At 71.3% G+C, this 23,891-nt stretch carries 20 protein-coding genes; 12 read left to right on the top strand and 8 right to left on the bottom strand.

Going from position 1 to position 23,891, the window contains the following annotated elements:
- Positions 1–36 precede the first annotated feature (36 nt).
- Complete coding sequence (locus tag IE294_RS34995) at positions 37–999, top strand: zinc-binding dehydrogenase (protein ID WP_189892902.1); 963 nt, start codon at positions 37–39, stop codon at positions 997–999.
- A gap of 646 nt (positions 1,000–1,645) precedes the next feature.
- Positions 1,646–2,200 (top strand): hypothetical protein, encoded by a 555-nt coding sequence (locus IE294_RS34990; protein ID WP_189892900.1) that lies wholly within the window; start codon positions 1,646–1,648, stop codon positions 2,198–2,200.
- A 43-nt stretch (positions 2,201–2,243) separates the two neighbouring features.
- On the opposite strand, the gene kdgD is transcribed toward IE294_RS34990, so the two are convergent.
- Positions 2,244–3,170 carry a 5-dehydro-4-deoxyglucarate dehydratase gene (gene kdgD / locus IE294_RS34985; protein WP_189892898.1) on the bottom strand — a complete coding sequence of 309 codons (927 nt, stop codon included), beginning with the start codon at positions 3,168–3,170 and terminating at the stop codon, positions 2,244–2,246.
- Positions 3,171–3,365: 195 nt separating this feature from the next.
- Positions 3,366–4,547: an L-talarate/galactarate dehydratase gene (locus tag IE294_RS34980; RefSeq protein ID WP_189892897.1), complete on the bottom strand. Its 1,182-nt coding sequence runs from the start codon at positions 4,545–4,547 to the stop codon at positions 3,366–3,368.
- Positions 4,548–4,904: 357 nt separating this feature from the next.
- Here IE294_RS34980 and IE294_RS34975 point away from each other — a divergent pair, with 357 nt between their 5' ends.
- Together IE294_RS34975 and IE294_RS34970 are read left to right on the top strand one after the other, a co-directional pair.
- Entirely contained in the window at positions 4,905–5,783 is an 879-nt protein-coding gene (locus tag IE294_RS34975) for a LysR substrate-binding domain-containing protein (RefSeq protein WP_189892895.1), read from the top strand.
- A gap of 198 nt (positions 5,784–5,981) precedes the next feature.
- Positions 5,982–7,385: an MFS transporter gene (locus IE294_RS34970; protein WP_229917605.1), complete on the top strand. Its 1,404-nt coding sequence runs from the start codon at positions 5,982–5,984 to the stop codon at positions 7,383–7,385.
- An 88-nt stretch (positions 7,386–7,473) separates the two neighbouring features.
- On the opposite strand, the gene IE294_RS34965 is transcribed toward IE294_RS34970, so the two are convergent.
- The gene (locus tag IE294_RS34965) at positions 7,474–7,689 is read right to left on the bottom strand and encodes a hypothetical protein (RefSeq protein ID WP_229917603.1); all 216 of its coding nucleotides are present in this window, start codon (positions 7,687–7,689) and stop codon (positions 7,474–7,476) included.
- A gap of 579 nt (positions 7,690–8,268) precedes the next feature.
- Here IE294_RS34965 and IE294_RS34960 point away from each other — a divergent pair.
- The gene (locus tag IE294_RS34960; RefSeq protein WP_189892893.1) at positions 8,269–8,640 is read left to right on the top strand and encodes a hypothetical protein; all 372 of its coding nucleotides are present in this window, start codon (positions 8,269–8,271) and stop codon (positions 8,638–8,640) included.
- Between the two features lie 340 nt (positions 8,641–8,980).
- On the opposite strand, the gene IE294_RS34955 is transcribed toward IE294_RS34960, so the two are convergent.
- Positions 8,981–9,145 carry a hypothetical protein gene (locus IE294_RS34955; RefSeq protein WP_229917601.1) on the bottom strand — a complete coding sequence of 55 codons (165 nt, stop codon included), beginning with the start codon at positions 9,143–9,145 and terminating at the stop codon, positions 8,981–8,983.
- A 1,191-nt stretch (positions 9,146–10,336) separates the two neighbouring features.
- Positions 10,337–11,446: a hypothetical protein gene (locus tag IE294_RS34950; protein WP_189892891.1), complete on the bottom strand. Its 1,110-nt coding sequence runs from the start codon at positions 11,444–11,446 to the stop codon at positions 10,337–10,339.
- 291 nt (positions 11,447–11,737) lie between these two features.
- Here IE294_RS34950 and IE294_RS34945 point away from each other — a divergent pair, with 291 nt between their 5' ends.
- Positions 11,738–12,382, top strand: coding sequence for an HAD family hydrolase (locus IE294_RS34945; protein ID WP_189892889.1), 645 nt, complete (start codon positions 11,738–11,740; stop codon positions 12,380–12,382).
- A gap of 328 nt (positions 12,383–12,710) precedes the next feature.
- Here the strand turns inward: IE294_RS34945 and IE294_RS34940 are convergent, their stop codons facing one another.
- Together IE294_RS34940 and IE294_RS34935 are read right to left on the bottom strand one after the other, a co-directional pair.
- Positions 12,711–14,171, bottom strand: a complete 1,461-nt coding sequence (locus tag IE294_RS34940) for a sensor histidine kinase (protein ID WP_189892887.1) — start codon at positions 14,169–14,171, stop codon at positions 12,711–12,713.
- Complete coding sequence (locus IE294_RS34935) at positions 14,168–14,929, bottom strand: response regulator transcription factor (RefSeq protein ID WP_189892886.1); 762 nt, start codon at positions 14,927–14,929, stop codon at positions 14,168–14,170. The genes IE294_RS34940 and IE294_RS34935 overlap by 4 nt, the downstream gene beginning before the upstream one ends.
- A gap of 409 nt (positions 14,930–15,338) precedes the next feature.
- On the opposite strand from IE294_RS34935, the gene IE294_RS34930 reads away from it, so the two are divergent.
- Genes IE294_RS34930 through IE294_RS34915 form a run of 4 tightly spaced genes read left to right on the top strand, consistent with a single transcriptional unit; the run spans position 15,339 to position 21,151 of the window.
- Positions 15,339–16,913, top strand: a complete 1,575-nt coding sequence (locus IE294_RS34930; protein WP_189892883.1) for an IucA/IucC family protein — start codon at positions 15,339–15,341, stop codon at positions 16,911–16,913.
- A gap of 37 nt (positions 16,914–16,950) precedes the next feature.
- Positions 16,951–18,645: an IucA/IucC family protein gene (locus tag IE294_RS34925; RefSeq protein ID WP_189892882.1), complete on the top strand. Its 1,695-nt coding sequence runs from the start codon at positions 16,951–16,953 to the stop codon at positions 18,643–18,645.
- Positions 18,642–19,868: a type III PLP-dependent enzyme gene (locus IE294_RS34920; RefSeq protein WP_189892880.1), complete on the top strand. Its 1,227-nt coding sequence runs from the start codon at positions 18,642–18,644 to the stop codon at positions 19,866–19,868. Before IE294_RS34925 ends, IE294_RS34920 begins: the two co-directional genes overlap by 4 nt.
- On the top strand, positions 19,865–21,151 hold the full coding sequence (locus IE294_RS34915; RefSeq protein WP_229917600.1) for an MFS transporter: 1,287 nt from the start codon (positions 19,865–19,867) through the stop codon (positions 21,149–21,151). Before IE294_RS34920 ends, IE294_RS34915 begins: the two co-directional genes overlap by 4 nt.
- Positions 21,152–21,214: 63 nt before the next feature.
- Here IE294_RS34915 and IE294_RS48055 read toward each other — a convergent pair whose 3' ends face one another.
- Positions 21,215–22,402 (bottom strand): hypothetical protein, encoded by a 1,188-nt coding sequence (locus IE294_RS48055; RefSeq protein WP_229917599.1) that lies wholly within the window; start codon positions 22,400–22,402, stop codon positions 21,215–21,217.
- Between the two features lie 242 nt (positions 22,403–22,644).
- On the opposite strand from IE294_RS48055, the gene IE294_RS34905 reads away from it, so the two are divergent.
- Both IE294_RS34905 and IE294_RS34900 read left to right on the top strand, forming a co-directional pair.
- On the top strand, positions 22,645–23,025 hold the full coding sequence (locus IE294_RS34905) for a hypothetical protein (RefSeq protein ID WP_189892878.1): 381 nt from the start codon (positions 22,645–22,647) through the stop codon (positions 23,023–23,025).
- Positions 23,026–23,103: 78 nt separating this feature from the next.
- Positions 23,104–23,661: a hypothetical protein gene (locus tag IE294_RS34900; RefSeq protein ID WP_189892876.1), complete on the top strand. Its 558-nt coding sequence runs from the start codon at positions 23,104–23,106 to the stop codon at positions 23,659–23,661.
- The last annotated feature ends 230 nt before the right edge of the window (positions 23,662–23,891 follow it).

Below are 23,891 nucleotides of genomic sequence, written 5' to 3'. Positions count from 1 at the left end.
CCGCGAGCCGTCCCTCCCCCGACCCCAGGAGCAGAGATGAAGGCCGTTGTGATCAGGACGTTCGGAGACCCCGATGGGCTGGAGGTCGTCGATGTGCCCGTGCCCGTTCCTGCCCCGGGGCAGGTGCGGATCGCCACGGAGGCGATCGGGGTGGGCGGCGTGGACGCCGTGATCCGCCGGGGAACGCTCGCCGCCTACGGCTTCCGGGAGGGCCATCTCCTCGGCAGCGAGGTCGCGGGAAGGGTCACCGCGGTGGGAGAGGGGGTGGACGCCTCGTGGACCGGGCGGCGGGTGTGGGCGTTCACCGGCCTGTCCGGTGGGTATGCCGAGCAGGCCGTCGCCGCGGTCGAGGACGTCCTCGCGCTGCCCGACGGCCTGTCCGGCGCCGACGCGGTGACCCTCGGCGGTTCCGGGGTGGTCGCCCACTTCGCCCTGGACCGGGGCCGTTTCGCGTCCGGCGAGACGGTGCTCGTGCGCGGTGCGGCGGGCAGCATCGGGATCACGGCGGTCCAGCTCGCGGCCAGGGGCGGCGCGAGCGCGGTGGCGGTGACCACCTCGTCGGTGGAGCGTGGCGCCCGCCTGCGGGACCTGGGCGCGACCCATGTCCTCGACCGCTCCGGCGAGGGCGGCCCGGACGCCCCGGCGGGCTTCGACGTGGTGATCGATGTCGTGGGGGGTCCCCGTCTTCCCCTCTTCCTGGACAAGTTGAACTCCAACGGGCGGTACGTGGCTGTCGGTGTGGTCGGCGGGCAGCCGCCGGCGGACTTCGGCATGCGGTTGCTGGACGCCTTCCGCAGGTCGTTGTCGTTCGCCACCTTCAGCTCTGACACCGTGCCCGGCCCCGACCGGCAGGCCGTACGGTCGTCCCAGTTCGCCGATGCCGCGCACGGGGACCTGCGCACGGTCGTGCACGAGGTGCTGCCTCTGGACCAGGCGGTGTCGGCCCACCGCGCGATGGACGCGGGGAAGGTGTTCGGCAGGGTTGTGCTGGTGCCCTGAGCCGGGCAGGCGGGCTTGCGCAGCAGCCGCCTGGTGCTCAGGGTTTCTCGGCACCGGCTGCCTCGGGGATGTCGTCCCGTTAGGGCCCGGAGGTATGTTGCCGCACACAAGATCTGCACGCCAGGGGGAGACCGCATGCAGCACCGATCCACACCGCTTGCCAGGGCTCTGGGGGCGGCGGCCCTGTTGTCGGCGGCTGCCGCATGGGGCGCGGCCTCGATCCGGAGCGACACCGGCCCGCGCCTTGACATACTCGTGCCACTGGCCTTGGCGGCGTCGTCGGCGTCGGGCTGGTTGCTGGTCTCCAGGTCGGCCCCACTCGTCGAACCGCTCCCGGTGACCGCGCCTGCCCGGGAGACGATCCCCGGCAACCTGGGTGCGGTGCGCCGCGACTGGGGGCTCGTCGCGACGGCGTACCTGACAGTCTGGGCCCCCTACGTCATGCGCTGCGGGCGATCCAGGTAGCTCTGGAGCAGGGAGAGATTGCACACGGACAGCACGGCACCGCTCAAGGAAGACGCCGCCGCGGGCGGCGTGCACGCGGTCCGCGTCCGGTTCGGCACCCCGGTGCGGGAGACGTACGTACCGGTACCCGACAGGGAAGGGTGTCGGCCGGATCGGCGTCAGATCCAGCTGTTTCATCGAGTTGGTACCCGAGGACGAGACCGGCAGCCAACGGGCCGTCCGGCTCCGGACCACGCACGCCGGTCACAGCGTCATCGTCAGCGAGAAGCACCTCACCCATGCCGCCGCCCGGCTCGTGGGGCACGGCGGCTGGCTGTGCTGGCCGACCCGATGGCGGGACATCGCGGGCACGGACAAGGAACGCAAGGTCTCCGCCGCCTTCGTCTCCGACTCCGGCCATGTGGTGTGGGGCGTGACGCACGAGGAGGACTACGCGCACTACCTGCGTGAGGGTGCGGCACCGGTGTACCGGACCGACACCGCTCTCACCGTCACACCTCTTCCCCGGCCGTCCCGTTACTTCGCCAAGGTGCACGGCTGGCACCTTGGCATCGCGGCGGTCGGCGCCCTCCTGGCCGTACCGTTCCTGCTCGATGTCGTCCCGTACTGGGCCCGCTTGCTGTTGAGTGTGTTCTCGGGGGCCTTGGGGGTCTTCGCTGCGATGACGCTGGACGGTGAGGGCGTGGACAGGGAACCGTGGAGCGCACGCGAGAGTCTGCATCCGTCGTTGCAGTGAACACGGTCGCTCAGGGAAGGCGGTGTCCCCTTGGGGGCGGGGGTCAGGCCGTGGCGGTGGGCAGTCCGGCGATCAGCCGGGTGAGCTCGTCGAGCTCCGCCGCGCTCAGGTCGGTCAGGGGCGGGCGGACGGGGCCCGCGCTGTGTCCGGTGGCGGTCATGCCTGCCTTGACGATGCTGACCGCGTAGCCGGGCTGCCGGTTGCGGATCTCGGTGTAGGGGAGCACGAAGTCCGTCAGCATGCGGATGACGGCGTCGTGGCGGCGTTCACGGACGGCGGTGTAGAAGTCGAGGGCGAAGTCGGGCAGGAAGTTGAAGATCGCCGAGGAGTAGGTGGTGACGCCGAGTTCCAGGTAGGGCAGGGCGAACGTCTCGGCGGTGGGCAGGCCGCCGATGTAGGTCAGGCGTTCGCCGAGGCGGGTGTAGATGCGGGTCATGGTGTCGATGTCGCCGACGCCGTCCTTGTAGCCGATCAGATTGGGGCAGGTCTCGGCGAGGCGGGCGATGGTGTCGGCCGAGTAGACGGCGTTGGCGCGGCTGTAGACGACGACACCGAGGGACGTGGAGCGGCAGACGGCTTCGACGTGGCGGGCCAGACCTTCCTGGCCGGCCTCGGTGAGGTAGGGCGGGAAGAGGAGGATGCCGTCGGCGCCGGCCCGTTCGGCCGCGGCGGCGAACTCGGTGGCGGTGGTGGTGCCATAGCCGGCCGGGGCGAGGATGGGGGTGTCGTCGGGGGCGCTGTCCGCGGCTGCGGTGACGACGCGCTCTACCTCGGTGGGGGTGAGGGAGAAGAACTCTCCGGTGCCGCCTGCCGCGAAGAGGCCGCCGACGTCGTACTTGGCCAGCCTGATGATGTTCTCGCGGTAGGCGTCCTCGTCGAAGGACAGGTCGTCCCTGAAGTGGGTCACGGGGAAGGACAGCAGTCCGGAGCCGAGGCGGCTGCGCAGTTCCGCGGGGGTGTAGGACGTCATGGGTGTGCCGCTCCTGAAGGACGCAGGGGTGGGTGGGGTGGGGTGGGCTGCGGGAGGTGCCGGCCCGAGTGACATGGCCGGCCGGGACGGGCGGTACCGGCGCGGGCAGCGCGGCTGTCCGTTACGCGTGCCGCCCGCGCCGGGACTGGGCGTCCGCCGCAGCCGGAACTCTGCGGCCGGCGAGGAATCCGTCCGTCAGGGGCGGGAGCCCACTTCGTGCGAGGCGATCGTCCAGGCGCGGGCCTGGTCGCTGAGGGTGAAGCCGAGGCCGGGCCGGGAGGAGACGTACATGCGTCCGTCGCGGATCTCCAGGCGCTCGTTGAACAGCGGCTCCAGCCAGTCGAAGTGCTCCACCCACGGTTCGATGGGGTAAGCGGCGGCCAGGTGGAGGTGGATCTCCATGGCGAAGTGGGGGGCGAGCTGGAGCTGGTGGTGCTCGGCGAGGGCGGCGAGCTTGAGGAACTGGGTGATGCCGCCGATGCGGGGGGCGTCGGGCTGAATGATGTCGCAGGCGTTGTGGCGGATCAGCTCGACGTGTTCGGCGACGCTGGCCAGCATCTCGCCGGTGGCGACGGGGGTGTCCAGGGACGAGGCGAGCGCTGCGTGGCCGACCGCGTCGTAGGCGTCGAGGGGTTCCTCGATCCAGACGAGGCCGAACTCTTCCATGGCGCGGCCCAGGCGCTGGGCGGTGGGGCGGTCCCACTGCTGGTTGGCGTCGACCATGAGCGGCACGTCGTCGCCGATGTGTTCGCGTACCGCGGTGAGGCGGGCCAGGTCGTACTTGCCGTCCGGGTGCCCGACCTTGATCTTGATGCCGCCGATGCCGTTGCTCAGGGATGCGCCGGCGTTGTCCAGGACCTGTTCGGTGGGGGTGTGCAGGAAGCCGCCGGAGGTGTTGTAGCAGCGCACGGAGTCGCGGTGGGCGCCGAGCAGCTTGGCCAGGGGCAGGCCGGCGCGCTTGGCCTTGAGGTCCCACAGGGCGACGTCGAAGGCGGCTACGGCCTGGGTGGCGAGGCCGCTGCGGCCCACGGAGGCGCCCGCCCACACGAGCTTGGTCCAGATCTTTCCGATGTCGCTGGGGTCCTCGCCGATCAGGTTGTCGGCGATCTCGCGGGCGTGCGCGAACTGGCCGGGGCCGCCGGCGCGCTTGGAGTAGCTGAAGCCGATGCCCTCGTGTCCCTGCTCGGTGACGATCTCGACGAAGAGGAAGGCCACCTCCGTCATCGGCTTCTGACGGCCGGTGAAGACCTTGGCGTCACTGATCGGTGTGGCCAGCGGCAGCGTGACTGAGGACAGGCGCAGCCAGGCGATGCGGTCGAGGGTGGCTTCGCCTGCGGTGGGCGCGGCGTGCGCTGTCGTGTTCGTCGTGGTCACCACTTCGTGTCCCTGGGTTGGCGCGGGTTGGACGGGTGCGGGCCGGATGAGGATGCGCGGCGGCCCGGCGTGCGAACGTGCGGCGGGGGCGGTCGGCCGGGTGGGGGACGTGGTCCGCCCGTGTGCGGCCTGGAGAGGTCCTGGCTGCTACGGGAAGCGTCCGCAGGGGTACTGTCTGCGGCGATCGATCGGGCGATCACGGCGGGTCTGTGCCATGGTGCGTCTCTCCTGTGGCTGCTCTCCACTGCCGCGGACGGGCGTGCGGGGCGGGAGCGCCGTGTCGGATGGGTCCGACGCTACGGTCGCGATCGATTCACGTCCAACATAAGTTTTGGATGTGGCGATACAAGGAGAGCATCATTGTTCACATTGACGCAGCTGACGTGTTTCGTGGCCGTGGCGGAGGAGCTGCACTTCACGCGGGCTGCGGAGCGTCTGAGCATGACCCAGCCCCCGCTGAGCCGGCAGATCCAGCTCCTGGAGGGCGAGCTGGGGGTGAAGCTGCTGGACCGCACCAACCGGACCGTGCGGCTGACGCCGGCGGGCCGCTCGTTCCTCGCCGAAGCGCGCCGTATCGTGCGCCAGGCCGAGCATGCCGCCCTGGCGGTGCGGCGGGTCTCCACGGGAGAGGCGGGTTCGATCGCCATCGGGTTCACGGCCGCCAGCGCCTACTCCGCCCTCGGTGAGCTGCTGGAAAGCGCCCGTCGCGCGCTGCCGCGGGTGGAGATACTGCTGCACGAGCTCGTCACCCGCGACCAGTTGGAGGCGCTCAGCGAGGGCTCGCTCGACCTCGGGCTCATCCGCCCGTCCGCAGTAGGTCCCGACCTGACCGCGCGCACCGCGGTCCGGGAAGGGCTGGTGGCCGCGCTGCCCGCCGACCACGCCCTGGCCGCCGACGACGGACCCATGGAGCTGTCGGCCTTCGACGGCCAGGACTTCCTGATGTACTCCCCGACAGAGGCCCGCTACTTCCACGAGTTGCTGCTCACCACCTTCCGCAGCGCGCAGGTACGGCCGGTGTTCACCCAGTACCTCAGCCAGGTCCACAGCATCCTGGCCCTGGTCAACATCGGCTGGGGCATCGCCCTGGTTCCCGAGGCGGCGGCCGAGATGCGGCCCACCGGAGTCGTGTACCGGCCGCTGCACCTGCCCGGTCATCCGCGGCCGGTCGAACTGGACTACGTGTGGCGCAAAAGCAACGACAATCCCGCGCTGCACGCCCTGCTCCAGCTCCTGTGACCGGGGCGCCGGCCATCGGCGGACATGTGCTCGGCACGTGCCCGTCACAGGCGTGTCATACAAGGAGTGAATTGCAAGCAACAAAATTGGACATGGACGTGAATCGAAAGCGTCTCTACGGTCAACTCAGCCACCGGTTCTGTGGCTCGGACCACACGCGGCAGCGCAGCCGCATCACCTAGGTCTAGGAGACCGACCATGCCCGCTCTCGACCGGCAGGACGAGCCGGCGATCGCCGTCCCCACGGCCACCGCCACAGCAGGCCGCATCAGGTACCTGATTCTGGCCATGCTGTTCGTTGTCACCACGATCAACTACGCGGACCGCTCCACCCTCTCCATTGCCGGCGACTCGATGCAGAAGGACCTGCACATCAGCTCGGGCGAGCTCGGCGTGCTCTTCTCCGCCTTCTCCTGGTCCTACCTCATCGCCCAGATACCCGGCGGCTGGCTGCTGGACCGCTTCGGCTCCAAGAAGGTCTACGGCATCGCGATCTTCCTCTGGTCGGTGCTCACCATGCTCCAGGGCGCCATCGGCTTCTTCGCCGGCGCCGCGGTCGTCCTGCTGTTCATCCTGCGCTTCGCCGTCGGCTTCGCCGAGGCCCCCTCGTTCCCCGGGAACTCGCGTATCGTCGCCGCCTGGTTCCCCACCCGTGAACGCGGCTTCGCCTCGGCCCTGTTCAACTCCGCCCAGTACTTCGCCACCGTCGCGTTCGCGCCCCTCATGGGCTGGCTGGTCACCGCCATGGGCTGGGAGCACGTCTTCACCGTCGTCGGCGGCGTCGGCGTCGTCCTGGCCCTCGTGTGGACGAAGGTCATCTACGCCCCCCGCAGCCACCCGCGCATCAGCGACGGCGAACTCGACTACATCCGCGGTGGCGGCGCCCTGGTCGACCTGGACGCCCCCACCGCCGAGGAGGACATGAGCGCCAGGAGCGCCACCTCCGGCAGGCAGAATCTGCGCCACATCTCCACGCTGCTGAAGAACCGCACCACCCTGGGCGTCTTCGTGGGCCAGTACTTCATCAACACCATCACCTGGTTCTTCCTGACCTGGTTCCCCGTCTACCTGGTCCAGGAACGCGACATGAGCATCCTCGAAGCCGGCTTCGTCGCGTCACTGCCCGCGCTGTGCGGCTTCGTCGGCGGTGTCCTGGGCGGCTGGCTCTCCGACCGCCTCGCACGGGGCGGCACCAGCCTCACCGCCGCCCGCAAGATCCCCATCGTCACCGGCCTGCTGCTGTCGACCACCATCATCATCTGCAACTACGTCACCGCGTCCTGGCTGGTCGTCCTGATCATGTCCCTCGCCTTCTTCGGCAAGGGCATGGGCGCGCTGGGCTGGGCCGTCATGTCGGACGTCGCCCCCAAGCGGATCGCGGGCCTCGCCGGCGGCCTCTTCAACACCTTCGGCGCCGTCGCCGGCATCGTCACCCCCCTCGTCATCGGCTACATCCTCGACGCCACCGGCTCCTTCGACCTCGCCCTCGCCTTCGTCAGCGCCTGCGCCGCCATGGCCGTGGTCAGCTACCTCGTCATCGTCCGCGACATCGAGCGCGTCGAACTGCCGGAGGAGGGGCACGCCCAGCCCGGCGTGACCTGACGGCCGACGCCCGCCGAACGGGAACCCAGCACGCGAAGACGCAGCCTCCGGGAGCACTGGGCCCGGGGGCTGCGCCGTCGGCCAACCGTCAGGTACTGCTTTCCACGTACCTGTCGATGGTGTCCGCGTGTGCCTTCAGCCAGTCGATCTCCAGGTGGAGCCAGGACCCGGGGCTCGTGAAGCGTCCGGCGCGGTCATGCATGTCGCGCTCCGCCTCGACCCGGGCGACGACGCGCTCGCCGAAACCCCGACGGCCCTCGTCCTCGAACCCGTACGCGTCGAGGAAGGTACGCAAGAGGGCCAATTGGCCGTCGAGGGAGCGGGCGATGTCGGCGCCGAGCAGCCACAGCCAGGCGGCATAGGCCAGGTCACGCGCGCGAGGCGGACCCGGCGCACCCGGACGTCGGGGACGGCCGGGATGGCGTCCAGGACCATGAGCAGCCGCACGAACGCGTCGGCGGGGTTGTTGCAGGTGGCCGGGGTGAGCAGGGCGGCGGCCCGGCGCTCGTCGAGCGGGGCGAGCAGCTGGCTCGTGCCTCCGTCGCGGTGCGGGGCCGCCGATGGGACGGGCCCGCCGGGTGGGCCCTGGGGTTGGCTAGGGTCCGGCTGTGCCCGCGCCGACAACCTGGCCATGCACGCGACAGCGCCCCCAATGCGTCGACTCTGGAGCGGGGGGCGCTGTCATTTCTGGCTCGGCCGCCGGGCCGCACGGCCGGGGCGCCCGAGGGCGGCCGTTGGGCGCATGTCGGGCGGCGGTGCTCCCCGTTCCTCACATCCGGGCGTTTGGCCCCGTACGCGGCGGTCTGGGGGGTGTGGGCCCGGCAGAGTGGCGGTCGCGATGAGGTCCCGGTCGTCGGGGCATCACCGGACGTGAAGGAGCACGATGCGAGGCTTGAAGACTCTGGGGGCGGGCGCGCTGGCGTTGGCCCTTGTGTCGGGCGTCGGGTGGGCGGCGCAGGCGTCGGACAGCCAGGCGCCGGCCAAGCCGGAGGCAGCCCGGGCGGCCGCCGCGGTGGTCGACGGGTACCAGGTGGTGAAGCTGCCGAACGAGAACGTGCCGAACTTCCAGCGGCGGGTGGTGGCCTGCCCGGCCGGGAAGGTCGCCATCGGCGGGGGCGCGGAGGCCCAGGGCGAGGACGCGATCCTCCTCGGCTCATTCCCGACGGACGACGGGCGCGGCTGGATCGGCCTCGGTCGGCAGTACCAGTACGGCGACGTCGGGATCTCGGTGTACGCGATCTGCGCGAACCGCTGATCCGTCTCTCCGCTGCGCCCTGCCCCTTCCCCGAGGGGCGGGGCGCGGTGCTGTCCGGTCAGAAGACCGGCGCGCCGTTGCCGATCATGACCATGATCGTTCTCACCGGGATTTCCTGTGCCGCAACTACTCACACCCGGCCCCGGGCCGGGTCGTGCCGCACCACCCGCCGGGCCGCACTGTCCCGACCACGTCCCCGTTGCTCCCTGGCGCGCACGGTCTGCACCACGACGATGCGGACGCGCGCCGAGGAGTGACGGGGTCAGCGGGGGCCCGGGGGCGGCGAAGCCACCGGGTACCACGCTGCTCAGCCACGGGTCTGTGCCCCGGCCCCGTACGGTCAGCGCAGCCGCTCAGCCTTCGCCACCACCCGCTGCCGTTCGCGCTCGGCGCGGGCCCGCACCCGCTCCAGCGCCCGCAGGTCCACGGCCTCCTCGACGCCGGCGCGCACCAGGTCTGTCAGCAGCGTGGGGCTGAGGGCCTCGGCCTGGACGGTGGCGTGCATGTTGGTCGCAGCGACGGTCGGTGCTCTTCTGCGGGGCCGTGGGGCTGGACGAGTCCTACCGATGGTGAGTGGCCGGGACCGATGCCGACTGCGATGGCGTGGTGTCGGCCGGGGCCTTGCTGCTGGTTCCCGGTCCACCAACAAGGGCCAGCAGTATCAGGAGCAGGAGCAAACCTCCGCCTCCGGTGCCCGCGGCCACGGCGATGGTGCCTGGGCTGACAGACCGGTGATGCCCGCGCACTCGGGTGCCGTCGGTGCGGTAGTAGGACCGGACGTAGGTCGTCGGTCCGGAGGAGACCGGACGGGGCTGCGGGGTGGCGCGTCGGGGTGCCGTACTGGGCTGTGCGGTGCGCGGCCGGGTACGGCGGTTGTGGCCTTTGACGTAGGTGCCGTCGCGGCGGTAGTGGGGGCGTACGTAGGTCACGGGCGGTCCTCGGCGGTGAAAGGGGGCAGTGCCCCCAGGCGGGGCCGGGTGTTCCTCGGCGCAACATTCGACGGTAGCGACCGGCACTGACAATCCAGGGCGGCCAACTCCTTGACCATGCACACCGGTTGGGTATCCTCCAGCGATTTTCGGACGGGTGATCCCGACGGCGGGCCGACTGTCGGTGCCGGGTGCTGTCATGAAGGCGGCGGGGAATGACGGTGTGCCAGCGGTTGTGCAGGCGGCGCCAGGCGTAGCCGTCTGGGTCGGTGGGGCCGGCGGCCTCCTTCCACGCCTGCCAGGCACGGACCGGGCAGATCGAGGGCCGGGAGCCGTAGGGGACGGGGACGACGCGGAGGCGGACCTTGGAGACGCGCAGGTCGGCCTGGATGCCGGCGGGGGTTTCGGCGGAGTAGTCGCGGACGCGGTTGAAGGCGAGTTCGTGCTCGCGGCCGGCGACGGCGAAGTGCATGAGGACCAGGGCGCGGTCGCGGATGCCCCTGAGGTTGTCCGGGCAGGCGGCGCTGATGCGGACCAGGTGCTCGACCAGCAGCTTCTCCTCCATCTCCTTCACCAGCTGCTTGAGCCGGTTTGTTCCCTGCGCGTCAGCAGAGAGACCCCGGCGGACCGCATCTCACGACCGACCGGCCGCCGCCGACTCCACCACGAACAACAGCCTCACCCACTCCAGGCGGCCTGTCCGATACGGCAAGGTCGGCACACACTCCGCAGATCCTGCCGCGACGCGCGCCATCAGCCGGTAACCGTCACATCGACCGGTCCTGAGGCAATGCACCCTGCCCCCGGTTCCCGAAAGCCGGATACCCCGGCAGCGGGGTCGCCTCCCAGCCTCCGGCGACCTCGCGCAGCAGCGACTGCGTCGTCTCCGTGAGCGCTGGGAAGTCCTCCAGCACGCTCGCCATCTCCCAGCGGTGCCTCAGCACCTGGCGCCTCGTCGGGGCTGGACGTCGGGTCCGATGGAGCGGCCCGTCCTCCACAGTGCTGCGAGGCAGCAGACGCACCGTCGCGTCCACCGTCCAGACCGCTATGGCCTGCCGCATGCCGGCCTGCCACACCTGGTCCTCGGCCAGTGCGGGGTACACGCCGACGACCTCCGCGCGATACGCCTGCTCGATCTGCGCGGCCGTCTCGGACGGCAGGGTGAAGACACACCAGCAACTGGAGAACGGCATCCGGCAGTACGCGGCCGTCAGGAAGACCGACTGGTAGCAGGCCGCCTCGAAGTCGATCAGCCGTAGCCCCTCCGAGGTGAGCAGGTTGTTGTCGGGACAGGTGTCACCCGGGGTGAAGGCTGGATACTCCTCGCCACCCGCTGTCCCGATCCGGGTCAGCTCCTCGGCAAGGCCCAAAGGGGCCGCGATGGCGACGCGGTCGAGCAGCGCGAGCAGATCAGCGGCGTTCCGCGCGATCCACGGCTCGTCCTCCGAGGACAGCATGCCCTTGTCGTACCGGGACCACAGCCGCCTGAAATCGGCGCGCCGGTCCGCCGATCGGGCGGCCAGCCTCCCGAGCCCGCGGGCCCAGACCAGCAAACCGTCTTCTGCGACGATCGGATCGTTCCCGAGCAGGACGTCCGCCAGGGTCGGTGCGTTCCCGAGATCCGCCATCACCAGCAAGGGAACATCGAGGTCTACGCCCAAGACCTCGGGACCGGCGATCCCGAGCGACAGCCCGGCGGCCTCAGCCGTGAAGCAGCGCAGGGACTCCGGCTCGTTACTGAACGCCTTGACGATCACACTGCCGCCGTCGGCCGTCTCACAACGCAACACGGTGCTGCGCGGGCTGCCACCCAGGTCGACCGGGCCGGTCAGCTCGGTATCCAGCAGTTCACCGGCAGCGCGCAGGATCGACTCCATCGTGCGCATTCTGCCACCGACGTCCCTGACGCCACAGGCCGCCATCCGACCGCCGGCCATGCGGAAACGATCACCAAGTCTCATCTGCGTTCCGCTTCGAGGGCCGGCCACGGCGGCGTAGGCGTACGGAGGAGTCGTCCGCGAGACGGTGAAGCGGCACCGCCTCGTACACCGCCCGCCCCGGCCTGCGCGCTTGCGTCGCGGGTGTCGGCCGCGCACGGTCGGTGAGCCGGGCGATGTCACGGGGCTCGTCTGTGGCTGCCGGCGGACTCGGCCGGGTAGGGTCCGCCCGTGAGACTCGCGATCTTCGACTTGGACGGCACCCTGGTAGACCGCACCAGTGCCGTCGCCGACGCCATAACCACCCTCAGCCACGACCATGGCTACGGACCCGAGATCGAGACCTGGCTGCTGACCGAACTCGCCGACCACGCCGACCGCGCCGATTTCGACCGCCTGCGCGCTGCCTTTCCGATCGCCGAGAGCAGCGATCACCTCTGGCGCGTCTACATCGACCGCATGGCGTCCGCCGTCACGTGCCGCCCCACCGTGCTCGATGCGCTCACCCGCCTGAAGGACGCCGGCTGGAGCATCGGAGTCGCCACCAACGGGGCCAGCGACATCCAACGCGCCAAAGTACGCGCCACCGGGCTCGCCGACCTGATCGACGGCATCGCCGCCTCCGGCGACATCGACGTACGCAAGCCCGATCCGAGGCTCTTCGAGCTGGCGGCGGCCCGGTGCGGCACCCAGCTCACCCCCGGCGACTGGATGACCGGCGACAACCCCGAAACCGACATCGCCGGCGGCTACAGCGCCGGCCTGCGCACCATATGGGTACGCGGTCGTACCTGGCCCGACGGACTGGACACCCCCCACCACACCGTCGACGACGTCACCGAGGCGGTCGACTACCTGCTCGCCCACTCCCGGTGAGGACGGACTCGCCCGGGGGGAACCTGCGGTGAGCCAGGCCGAGTGATCTGTTCGCTGCCCGCTGGGAGTTGTCCCAGCCGGTCTTGCCGGTCTTGCCGGTCTCGCCGGTCTCGCCGGTCTCGCCGGTCTCGCCGGCCTGGCGGCCGGAACGCCGCGGCCGGGGGCTCGGCATCGGCCGGCCGCCCGACCACGCCCCGCGCTGTCTGCCGGACGCGGTCCTCGTCGCCATGAGACCGGGAGCCGCTGGTTCCCCGCACAGCGGGCCACACGCAGAGAGCGCCCGCGTACCGCGCAGGCCGGGCAGGACGACGCCCCCTCGGACACCGGGTCACCTCGCGGGCGTGGGACGGCCTGCGGGGACCGCGTCCACGCAGGTGCCCGGGTGGCCCCGGTGCGTGCGGCTTCCGGCCCGCTGGAGGTGGACGACGGCGTCGAGTCCACCGCCGGGAGCCGCCTCCAGGGTGACCTCGCCACCGCCGGCGCGGGTGAGGTGCCGGACCATCGGCAGGCCGAGGCCCGTGCCGTCGTGGTCGGCGTCGGCGGCTCGCCAGAAGCGGTCGAAGGCGCGCTGCCGTTCGGCCTCGCTCATGCCGGGTCCCTGGTCGGTCACATGCAGCTCGGCCATGGGCGGGGTGCGGCTGTCTTCCTTGGGAGCGACGGTCGCCAGCGTGATGGCGGATCCCGGCGGGGACACACGCAGTGCGTTGGAGAGCAGGTTGTCGATGATCTGCTCCAGGGCGCCGGGCACCGCCCACACCCTGACGGCCGCGGCCCCGGAGACAATGAGGTCGACGTCTTGTTCGTCGGCGAAGGCCGTCCAGATCGCCGCGCGATCGGCCACGACGGCAGGGAGATCGACTGCCTCCGGCCTGATCGCGGAGTTCTCCAGCCGGGCGAGCGCGAGCAGCCCCTGCACCATACGACTGAGCCGCTCCAGCTCGCCGAGCGCCTGGTCCAGGCTGTTGTGGGCGCAGGGGTCGAGGTGCGGTTCGAAGTTCTCCAGGCGCAGGCGCAGGGCCGTCAGCGGAGTCTTCAGCTGGTGCGACGCCTCGGAGGCGAACGCCTGCTGGGCCTGGAGCAGGTGCTGGAGCCGGGTCGCGGTTCTCGTGAACGACGCGACGAGGCGGCGCAGCTCCGGCGGCCCCTGGTCGGCGGCCGGTGGATCGGTGATCCGGCCTTCGGCGAGTTGTGCGGTGGCGCGTTCGAGGGTCTGGAGGGGACGGGTGACAGAGCGGGCGAGAGCGAAGCCGATCACGGAGACGGCGGCCAGGACGCCGAGCCCGGCAGCCGCGAGGACCAGCCAGGTGGCGTGGACCTTCGCCGTGATCGGCCCGAGGAGATAGGTGGTCCGCACGACGCAGGCGACGGCGGCGGCGGAGCCGCCCGGCACGGTGACGAAGAGGACGTCGCCGCCCGTGGACGGGTCGCTGCGGGTGCCGACGGCGGGACGGCCGCGCAGCGCGGCGAAGACGCCCGGCTCGGCGGACAGATCCTTGCCGGCCAGGGTCCGGGCGGCGGTGTCGGTGAGGACGATGCCCCGGCGGTCGGCGACCAGTACACGGCTGCCGGTTCGCCGCCCGTACGCGCGGGCGAGTTCGGGCAGGTCGGCCGTCAGCCCGTGCTCCATCTTGTCCTCACAGACCTCCGCGAGCGTCATCGCCCCCTGCTGCGCCGCGTGGGAGAAGCGGGACAGCTCGCTGCGGGCGTAGAAGACGCCGAAGGGCACTTCCAGTGCGAGCAGGACGAACAGCATGAGGCTCAGATGGCTGAGCAGCAGGCGCCGCGTCACCGGGGTGTTCCCCCGCGCGCCGGCACCGCGGCGGACGTGGTGTCGGCGTGTGCCGGTGGGACCAGGCGGAAGCCGATGCCGCGGATGTTCTCGATCCAGGCGGAGTCGCCGAGTTTGCGGCGCAGCGCGGCGATGTGGACGTCCAGGGTCTTGGTGGGTCCGAAGAAGTTCGGTTCCCACGCCGTGTCGAGGATCTGCCGGCGGGAGCAGACCGCTCCGGGGTCCTCCGCGAGGCAGACGAGCAGATCGAACTCCTTGGGTGCCAGGGCGACGGGTGCCTGGTGCAGACGTACCTGCCGGGTGCGGCGGTCGATGGTCAGCGGGCCGATCCGCTGGACGTCGGGCGTCCTGGCCGGTGCCGGGTCGTCCGAGGGATCCGGTTCCGTACGGCGGGTGTCCGCGCCCGCCGGCCGGGCGCGGCGGGTGACGGCACGGATCCGGGCGACGAGCTCCCGTACGCCGAAGGGCTTGGAGACGTAGTCGTCCGCGCCCAGCTCCAGACCGAGCACCCGGTCCACCTCGTCGTCCCGGGCGGTGATCATGATGATCGGCACGGACGAGCGGGACCGGATGGCACGGCAGACGTCGAGGCCGTCCATATCGGGCAGCCCCAGGTCCAGCAGCACCATCGCCGCCTCCGGCACGGCAAGGCCGTCGGCCCCCGTTCTGGCGTGTTCGACGGTGAATCCGAAACGGCGCAGTCCCTCCATCAACGGCAGGGCCACCCGGTCGTCGTCCTCGATCAGCAAGACACGCATGCCGAAAGGCTCACAGACCTTTGCCACAGGGTGTGGAGCAAACGCCGGAACCTCCCCCGAGCCGGTGATCCCGCACGCTCGGCGTAACCGCGGAAGAGTGCCGCGACGACGACATCCAGGACATGGACAGCGGGGAGTAAGCGGGGAGTTAAGGCCGCGGGCGTCGCGGGTGCGGTCGCCCAGGCGACAGCGGGAAACCGATACAGGGGCGGACAGCGTACGAGGAAATCGCTGCCGTCGGAATCGACTGGGGGTGGGGGAGGAAAACGGCAGCATCGCGGGAATCCGGGGATTCCCGCTGTATGTGCTCTGGCAATTCGCTTGATCGTCTTCCCGTAGCGTCGGTCGCACGGCCGGTGCCACCGGGGCACCGTGCGGCACGCACCCCCACGAGCACCTGGGATGTCCCATGCCCCTTGACGAACTACGCCTCGCGCGCCCGGACCTGGTGGAGCCCTTCACGACCGCGCTCCCGGGAGCGCGCGCCACCGTGCTGGGCCGGCTGTGGGGGGCCTTCGCGCGAGAACCCGTGCCCGGTGTCCTCGGGCGCCGCAGGGACGCCGGCGCCCTGGTGGTGGAGCTGCGACGAGGCGGCACGCTCTCGGCGGTCGAGTCCAGCGCCCGGCCGTTCGCCGAGGTGCCCGACGACTTCGCCGTATCCGGGCCGGACGGGACGGTCAGCGGGCCGGTGGAGTTGCTGGCCCAGCTGGACCTGCGCACCCCCGCCGCCGAGCGACTGGCGGCCGAGCTGGACAACAGCGTCGTCAACCTGGCCTTGGCCCGCGCCGCGAACGCCGGAGGAAGGGGCGCGCCGGAGGACTCGGCGGATGCCGAGCAGGCGGTCGTCGACGGCCATCCGCAGCACCCCTGCTGCCGGACGCGCACCGGCATGTCGATCGCCGAGGTGCTCGCCTACGCACCCGAGCACCACCCGGTCGTCCGGCTGGCGCTGCTTCGCGTCCCGGCCGACCGCTGGCGGGGGGCCGGGACCTGGCCGCGGCACCTGCGGGACGGCGACACGGTCCTGCTGCCGCTGCACCCGTGGCAGCGGGACCACGTGCTCGTGCACCACCCCGACCTGGCCGTCGTGGAGGAGACGATCCCGGCCCGGCCGCTGCTGTCGATGCGCACCCTGGTGCCCCTGGGCGCCCTGTCGGGCTGCCACATCAAGACCGCCCTCGACGTCCAGGTCACCAACTACCGGCGCACCATCTCCCCGGCCGAGGTCGCGGACGGGCCCCCGCTGTCCGACCTCGTCTCGGCCGTCGTCGACAAGGCCGGGTACGGCGGAAGCCTGCGCGTTCTGCGGGAGCTGGGCGGTGGCGCGGTGTGCGTCGACGGGCAGCCGTCGGCGAGCCTCGCGGCGATGGTCCGGGAGTCGACCGAGTGCTGCCTCGACGCCGGGGAGATCGCGGTTCCGCTCACCGCCGTCCACGCGACCGGAGCCGCCGTGGTGGCGGGGGACCCGGTGCGCTGGCTGTCGGACTTCGCCGGGCTGGTCCTGCCGCCCGCGCTGACGCTGCTGTCCATGGGCGTGGCACTGGAGGCCCACGGCCAGAACACCCTCGTCGTCCTGCGGGACGGGCGGCCGGTGCGGGTGCTGTACCGGGACCTGGACGGCGTACGGGTCAGCCCGCGCCGCCTGGCCCGCTGCGGCTTCACCCTGCCTCCCCTGCTCGGCACCCGCGCGGGCGACGACGTGGAGGCGCTGCGCACCAAACTGTTCGGCGGTCTGATCAGCGGGGTCTTCAGCGAGCTGGTCGACGTGCTCAGCCGGACGCGGGGGGCCGATCCACGAGTGCTGTGGGGTGTGGTGGCCGAGGCCGGCCGCCGGGTGTACGCCGGCCTGCCGGAGCAGGAGGACGAGGCCGCGTTCCTCGGCGACACCATGCCCCTGAAGGCGACCATCGCCATGCGCCTGGCCGAGGACCCGGGCAGGGCGCGGTGGACGCCCGTCCCCAATCCCCTGGCGCCGTGCCGTTGAACCCCGACACCGACCACCGTCCCCCTGGAGCGACCGTATGACCACCGGCACTGCCCCCGGCACCACCACCTGCGGCGCGAGCGCGCCCGTCACGACAGCCGACACCGTCACTGCCCACACGCTGCTCAACTGCCTGATCCGTGAGGTCTCCGCCCCCGAACACCAGGTGACGGTCGACGGCGACCACCTCCTGCTCCGGCTGCCGCGCCACGGGATCCTGCTGCGTTCCCCGCTGCGCCGGGTCTCGCTGATCGGAGCGCACCGCTTCGAGGGCCCGGTACAGCGGCTCGACGACGACGCCTGGACGACCGTGAGCTGGCGAGAGCTGGCCGGTTACATCCGGCACGAACTGGAACTGCGCACGGGTGTCGCCAACGAGGAGTTCCTCGCCCAGGTCGCCGACAGCCGGGAGACGATCCGCACCGCGCTCGAAGAGCGGGCGGGCGCGACACCGCACACGGACCCGTACGTGGCGTCGGAGCAGTCCCTGGTGTTCGGCCACCGCTTCCACCCCACTCCCAAGTCCCGCACCGGCGACCCGGCGGACTGGCTGGCGTACGGCCCGGAGACCGGCGCGCGTTTCCGCCTGCGCTACCTGGCCGTGCGCCGCCACCTCGTGCGGGAGGAGGGCGAGCTGCGCGAGCTGGACGCGCTGCACCCGGCGACCGACCCGGAATTCGCCGTCCTGCCGGTGCACCCCTGGCAGTTCCGGCTGCTCGGGGAGCACCAGGCGTTGCGCGAGGCCATGGCCCTCGGCGATGTGGCCGACACCGGGGTGAGCGGACCGGAACTGGTGCCGACCGCGTCGGTGCGCACGCTGTACGACGTCGAGAGCGACACCTTCCTGAAGTTCAGCCTGAACGTGCGCCTCACCAACTGCGTTCGCAGGCACGCCAGTTACGAGCTGTCCGGCGCCGTCGCCCTCAATCGCCTGCTCCGGCCCGTCTTCACCGGACTCGCCGGTCGCTTCCCCGGGTGCGCGCTCCTGGCCGAGCCCGGCTACCGCACACTGGACGTGGCCGGCGACACGGCCCTCCTGGAGGGGCTCGGCGTCATCGTCCGCTCCGGCCTGCGCCGCCACCTGCGTCCCGGGGTGACGCCCCTGCTCGCCGCCGCGGTGGCGGACGAGTACCCCTCCGGCGCGGCGCACGTCTCCCGTCTGCTCGCCCGCGGTGACGGGGACGTACTGGCCTGGTGGGACGCGTACCTGCGGCTGCTGCTGCCACCGGTGCTGGCCGCCTACTTCGAACACGGCGTCGTACTCGAGCCCCACCTCCAGAACGTCGTCGTGGGCGTGCACGCGGACGGCACTCCGGCACAGATGTTCTTCCGCGACCTGGAGGGCACCAAGCTCCTGCCCGGGCGCCACGAGCGCGCCCTCGCGGATCTGCCCGAGGACGTCCGCGGTCCCCTCACCTACGACCCGGAACGCGGCTGGAACCGGGTCGCGTACTGCCTCCTGGTCAACCACGCGGCCGAAGTGCTCGGCGCCCTGGCCGACCTCGACCCGGCCCTGGAACCCGCCCTCTGGGGCCTGGTCCGCGACCACCTCCACGCCTACGCCCGCACCGCCGGCCAACCGCCGCGCCTGCGCGCCCTGCTGTCCGGAGTACCTCTGCCGGCGAAGGCCAACCTGCTCCTGCGCTGGTCCCGCAAGGCCGACCGGCACGCCACCTACGTCCCCCTGACCAGCCCCCTCGGCGCGGACTTCCCCCGCGAGGCGATCCGGTGAGGGCCGCCCTGCTGGACCACGTCGTCCGGCTGACCGACGACGACCTGCCCGCTTACCTCTACGACCTCCCGGCCCTGCGCGAGCACGTCCACGCCGTCCGGGCCGCACTGCCGGACCGTGTCGGGCTGCTGTACGCGGCCAAGGCCAACGCCGACCCCCGGATCCTCGGGGCCCTGGCCGGTCACGTCGACGGTTTCGAGGTGGCCTCCGGCGGCGAGCTCGGCCATGTCCGCGCGCTCCTTCCCGACGCGCCGGTCGCCTTCGGGGGCCCCGGCAAGACACGGACGGAACTGGCCCACGCGCTCGACGCCGGAGTGGAGCGCCTGCACATCGAGAGCGCACACGAACTACGGCTGCTCACCGGCCTGTTGGACGGCCGGACGGTCGACGTCCTCCTCCGCGTCAACCTCCCCGTCGACCTGCCTGTCGATCTCGACCGGGCCGGCCTGGTCATGGGCGGCCGGCCCAGCCCCTTCGGCATGGACCCCGCGCGGCTGGACCGCTGCCTGGAGCTGATCGCCCCCGTCCCCGGCATCCGGCTGCGCGGCCTCCACTTCCACCTGGCCAGCGGCCTCACGGCCCCGGCCCACCTGGCGCTCGTCGACGGGATCCTGGCCTGGGCCGAAAGCTGGGCGGCGCACCGTCGCGGCGTGCGCCTGTCCGAGGTGAACGTCGGCGGGGGGATGGGCGTCGACTACGCGCACCCGCACCAGAGGTTCGACTGGCCCGCGTTCGGCGCCGGACTGCGCCTGCCCCTGGCCCGCCACCCCGGTCTCACCTTGCGGATCGAACCCGGTCGCTCGGTCACCGCCTACTGCGGGTGGTACGTCACCCAGGTCCTTGACATCAAGTTCAGCCGCGGCCAGGCGTTCGCCGTGCTGCGCGGCGGCACCCACCATCTGCGCACCCCGAGCGCGAAACAGCACGACCAGCCCTTCGAGGTGATCCCCGACGACGTCTGGCCGAGCCCCTGGGACCGGCCAGAGGTCCGCGACGAGCCGGTGACGCTGGTCGGACAGCTGTGCACACCCAAGGACGTCCTGGCACGCCGGGTCAGGGTCGCACGGCTGCGCGTCGGCGACCGGATCGCCTTCGCCATGGCCGGCGCCTACGCCTGGAACATCTCCCACCACGGCTTCCTCATGCACCCCCACCCGACCTTCCACCACGTCGACGAAGCCGAGGTGCCCACCCCGGGCGCGTACGCCCGCCGACCGTCATGAGCGCGGTCCCCCGCCTGCCGGTGAAGGCCGTACTCACCGTCCGGAACTTCCGTCGCTACCTGCTCGGACAGCTGACGTCCAACATCGGCACCTGGATGCAGCGCGCCGCCCAGGACCTGCTCGTCCTCCGCCTCACCGGCGACAGCGGCAGCGCGGTCGGCATCGTGACCGCACTACAGTTCCTCCCCCAGACGCTGTTCGGCCTGACCGGAGGCGTCCTCGCCGACCGGTACCCCAAGCGGCGGCTGCTGCTGCTCACCCAGACGGCCATGGGGGCGCAGTCGCTGCTGCTCGGACTGCTGACCGTCACCGGGGAGGTGAATCTGCCGTCCGTCTACGCGCTGGCCTTCGCCCTGGGCACCGCCACCGCCGTGGACGGCCCCGCCCGGGGCGCCTACCTCTCCGAACTGGTCGCGCGCGAGTTCGTGACCACCGCGGTCAGCCTGAACTCCGCCCAGTTCAACGTGGCCCGCGCCGTCGGCCCCGCCCTCGCCGGCCTGGCGGTCGCCGCCTTCGGCGCGGGCCCGGTGTTCCTCGTGAACGCGGCCTCGTACCTGGCCGTCCTCTACGGTCTGATCACCATCAGGACGGACGACGCGGGCGCCCCGGGCGAGCGCGGCCGGCCCCGGCCCAGCCGCACCCGGCCGCGCGACGCCTTCCGCCACATCGCCTCCACGCCCGGACTGCTCCTGCCGCTGGTCCTGATCGCCTTCGTCGGCACCTTCGGCCTCAATTTCCAGGTGACCATCTCCCTGGTGGCGATCACGGCCTTCCACACCGGCGCCGCCGCCTTCGGCTGGCTCTCCGCCGCGTACGCCCTGGGCAGTCTCGCCGGCGCGCTCCACGGGGCGAGCCGCGGCGGGCAACCCACGGCACGCCGTCTGGTCACCGCCACGGTCGTCTTCGGGGCACTGGAGACCGCACTGGGCCTGATGCCGGGCTACGGCACGTTCATGGCCCTGCTGCTGCCCACCGGTTTCGCCGCGGTGACCGTGACCACGACCGCCAACGCGCTCACACAGCTCCATGCCGACCCGCACCTGCGGGGCCGCGTCATGTCCGTCTACTTCCTGGTCCTCCTCGGCGGCACTCCGGTGGGCGCCCCGCTGGTGGGCATGGTGTCGGACGCCCTGGGCGTCCGCTCCACCCTGCTCCTGGGCGGCGTGGTCTCGGCCTCCGCCGCGCTCGCGCTCCCCGCCCTGATCCCGGTGATGACCGGAAGACGCCGTCCGAAGGCTGGATCGACACCGCCCGCGCCGGCCGCGGCACCGGCGCCGAGGTGACGCGCACGCCACCTCGGCCGACGGAAGCCCCGGCCGGCGCGCCGCGTCGGTTTCTGTGCCCCTTCAGCGTTTCAGGGCGTACACGTACCTGGTGCGGTACTTGCCGGGGTGGGTGTCGTCGTCCCCGGGCGCGTACTCGCCCAGGGTCCACAGCACGTCACCGCGGGCGTCGTAGCTGAGGTCCTCGGGTCCGGGCGGGAGTTCCCAGGTGGTGCCGGCCGGGCGCCAGCTCCGGAGCTCGCCGTTGCCGCTCACGCCGTGGCCGACGTTCAGGTAGTAGCGTCCCCGGACACTCACCGCGCCCTGGACCGACCGGGGTCCCGGGTAGACGATCGGGACGCCCGACGTGCCCCTGGCCAGCAGACCCGTTCGCGGGTTCAGCGGCCACCGCGCGATCCTGGGCCGGTGGCCGTCCTGCGACCACTCGCTCACCACCAGGCGGTGCGTCGCCTGCGAGCGGTCCAGCGAGACCTGGGAGTAGGTGAAGCCGCCTGCCCTGTCGCGGTAGGTCAGCACCTGGGGCAGGACGTACGCGTACCCGTCGGCGCTGTAGTAGCCGTCCTGGAACCCGAAGCGGCCCTGGTTCCGTGCGGCGGTCCGGACCCGCAGCATGTTCTCCAGGTTGAAGACCCGCAGTCCGACGCGGGTGTCGGTGACGTACAGCCACTTGCCGTACCAGACCAGACCGCCCGCGTGCACATGGACGGCGCGGAACCCCGGGTCCCGGCCCTGCATCACCGGTTCGGCCAGCAGGGCGTGCCAGTACCGGACCGGACCGGAGGCCGGCACGTGCACCAGGCTGATCCGCGTGCCCTCCGAACGTGCCCCGGGGTGGGCGTCCCAGGACACCAGCAGCACGGTGTCGCCTGGGGATCCGCCGAAGGCGTCGTAGTTGCTCGTGATGCCCTGGGGTCGCCAGTTCGGGGTGAGGAAGTCGGGGCCCTCCCAGCGGAATCCGGTCTTCAGGCGCGGGACGCGCCGGGGGTCGGATGGGCGGCCGGCCGGATAGGGCACCCGGCTGATCCTTGTGCCGGTGTATTGCGGGCTGCTCCGTACGATCTCGTTGGTCGGCACCCGCCAGAGGCCGACCCGATCGCCCTGCCGCGCCGCACGGTCGTTCAGGCGTTGGATGACGGCCCAGTACCTCTGCCAGGTGTCACCGGGGTCGAGTCGGCGGGCGGTCTCGGCGGCGTACGCGGCCGGCGACGGGAGCAGTTCCCCCGCCGCCGCGGCGAGGGGTGCCACGGCCATGCCCCGGAGGAGGGCTCTTCGTAAGGTGTCCATACCCGGTCAAGGTAGGCAGAGCCGCCCTCCCTGCCTATGGTGCCCATCGTTTTCCGGACATCGGCCCCTGCTGCCGAAGAGCAGGCGTAGACGCATCGCCAAGCATGCCTGCACTCAGCGCTAACGCAATCCATGGTGCTGCCACTTACCGTGAAACGCGTACGCCAGCGAGTGAGAACCAATTATCAGCACAGGGGGATTCGTTTTCGATGTACACACGTACTCTCGCCCGCACGGCGGTGGCCGTCTGTGCCGCCGGCGTCGTGTCAGCCATGGCCATGGCACCGGTTTCGGCGACCGGAAATGCCTCGGTGTACACCAACGGCACGGAACGCGGCCGGGTGAACTACTGGAGCGGCACCGACGACTTCCGGGTCTCCGACACGAGCTGCGACGGCCGCAGCGTCTACACCCAGTACCAAAGGGCCGGAGCGAGCACGGTGAGGCTGAATCACAAGGGAGGCTGCGGCACGTACGTGATTGTCAACCGCACCTTCGCCAACGGCCAGACGATCAAGTACCGCGTCTGCGTCGATGTTCCTGTCGCCCGTGACATCTGCGGTCCGTGGAAGCGGGACACCACGGGCTGACCTCGCCCACCCACACCGGCTCAAGGACCAGGCGCCGCGGCCTGAGATGCCGACGGCGCGAAGAAGAAGGGGGAAACAATGAACCGCGTGAAGAGGAATCTGGCCCTCGCGGGCCTCGCGACGTCCTCGCTCGTTCTGGGGTCTTTCGTGATTCCTGGAACGGCATCGGCGGCACCGGCTCGCTGCAATGAGGTCTTCTACTTCAAGGTGACCAAGTTGGGCCGCCCGACGTACAAGAGCATCGGCCCGACGGTCAGCAAGAGGAACGCCGCCTCGACCACCTCCACCCTCAAGTACGCGATCCGGACCGACACGACGCGTTCGTCCACCTATCACCGCGAGGCCGGCGGCAGCCTGGACTGGGGGATCGGCAAGGTGGAGGCGAAGACCAGCTACGACATCACCAAGACCGTCTCCAAAGGCAGGACGGTGACGAACACCTTGAAAGTGGGGCCGGGGAAGCGCGGTTACACCCGGCCGATGGTCGAGTACCGCAAGTTCATGATCGACGAGTACGTCCAAGGGGAGGACTGCCAGCATCGGCTCTACAAATCCTACGGAGTACTGACCGGCATCACTTCCTCGATTCACTTCGCGGAATGCGTCTCCAAGGATCCGTGCACCCCGAAGCCGTAGCGTGCGGCGCGGCACCGCATGGCGATCGGTCGGGCGGAGAGGCGAGCGTCCTCGCCCGGCCGATCGGCCGTCGTGGCGTACACGACCGGGAGCGCCGGGTCCCCGCCCGCCGGCGGCGAGAGTGCGTGCATGGCGTCGCGCGGCAGACGGGAGTTCGACGACAGGGCCTAGATGAGTAAGTCCGATGTGCTGGTCAGTGGTCGTAAGCGGTCAGTGAGCGGGTGACCGGT

This window comes from Streptomyces canarius, from assembly GCF_014650735.1.
Classification (GTDB): Bacteria; Actinomycetota; Actinomycetes; order Streptomycetales; family Streptomycetaceae; genus Streptomyces; species Streptomyces olivaceoviridis.
Note: the sequence above shows the minus strand (reverse complement) of the source record. Positions and strands in the feature narration are given on the sequence as shown.

Excerpts from the sequence above, each read along its gene's own strand:
- IE294_RS34905 (WP_189892878.1), top strand. The coding sequence starts at position 22,645 with ATGTACACACGTACTCTCGCCCGCACGGCGGTGGCCGTCTGTGCCGCC.
- IE294_RS48055 (WP_229917599.1), bottom strand. The coding sequence starts at position 22,402 with ATGGCCGTGGCACCCCTCGCCGCGGCGGCGGGGGAACTGCTCCCGTCG.
- kdgD (WP_189892898.1), bottom strand. The coding sequence starts at position 3,170 with ATGACGTCCTACACCCCCGCGGAACTGCGCAGCCGCCTCGGCTCCGGA.
- IE294_RS34960 (WP_189892893.1), top strand. The coding sequence starts at position 8,269 with ATGCGAGGCTTGAAGACTCTGGGGGCGGGCGCGCTGGCGTTGGCCCTT.
- IE294_RS34925 (WP_189892882.1), top strand. The coding sequence starts at position 16,951 with ATGACCACCGGCACTGCCCCCGGCACCACCACCTGCGGCGCGAGCGCG.
- IE294_RS34995 (WP_189892902.1), top strand. The coding sequence starts at position 37 with ATGAAGGCCGTTGTGATCAGGACGTTCGGAGACCCCGATGGGCTGGAG.
- IE294_RS34935 (WP_189892886.1), bottom strand. The coding sequence starts at position 14,929 with ATGCGTGTCTTGCTGATCGAGGACGACGACCGGGTGGCCCTGCCGTTG.
- IE294_RS34900 (WP_189892876.1), top strand. The coding sequence starts at position 23,104 with ATGAACCGCGTGAAGAGGAATCTGGCCCTCGCGGGCCTCGCGACGTCC.
- IE294_RS34930 (WP_189892883.1), top strand. The coding sequence starts at position 15,339 with ATGCCCCTTGACGAACTACGCCTCGCGCGCCCGGACCTGGTGGAGCCC.
- IE294_RS34950 (WP_189892891.1), bottom strand. The coding sequence starts at position 11,446 with ATGGAGTCGATCCTGCGCGCTGCCGGTGAACTGCTGGATACCGAGCTG.
- IE294_RS34970 (WP_229917605.1), top strand. The coding sequence starts at position 5,982 with ATGCCCGCTCTCGACCGGCAGGACGAGCCGGCGATCGCCGTCCCCACG.
- IE294_RS34955 (WP_229917601.1), bottom strand. The coding sequence starts at position 9,145 with ATGCACGCCACCGTCCAGGCCGAGGCCCTCAGCCCCACGCTGCTGACA.
- IE294_RS34915 (WP_229917600.1), top strand. The coding sequence starts at position 19,865 with ATGAGCGCGGTCCCCCGCCTGCCGGTGAAGGCCGTACTCACCGTCCGG.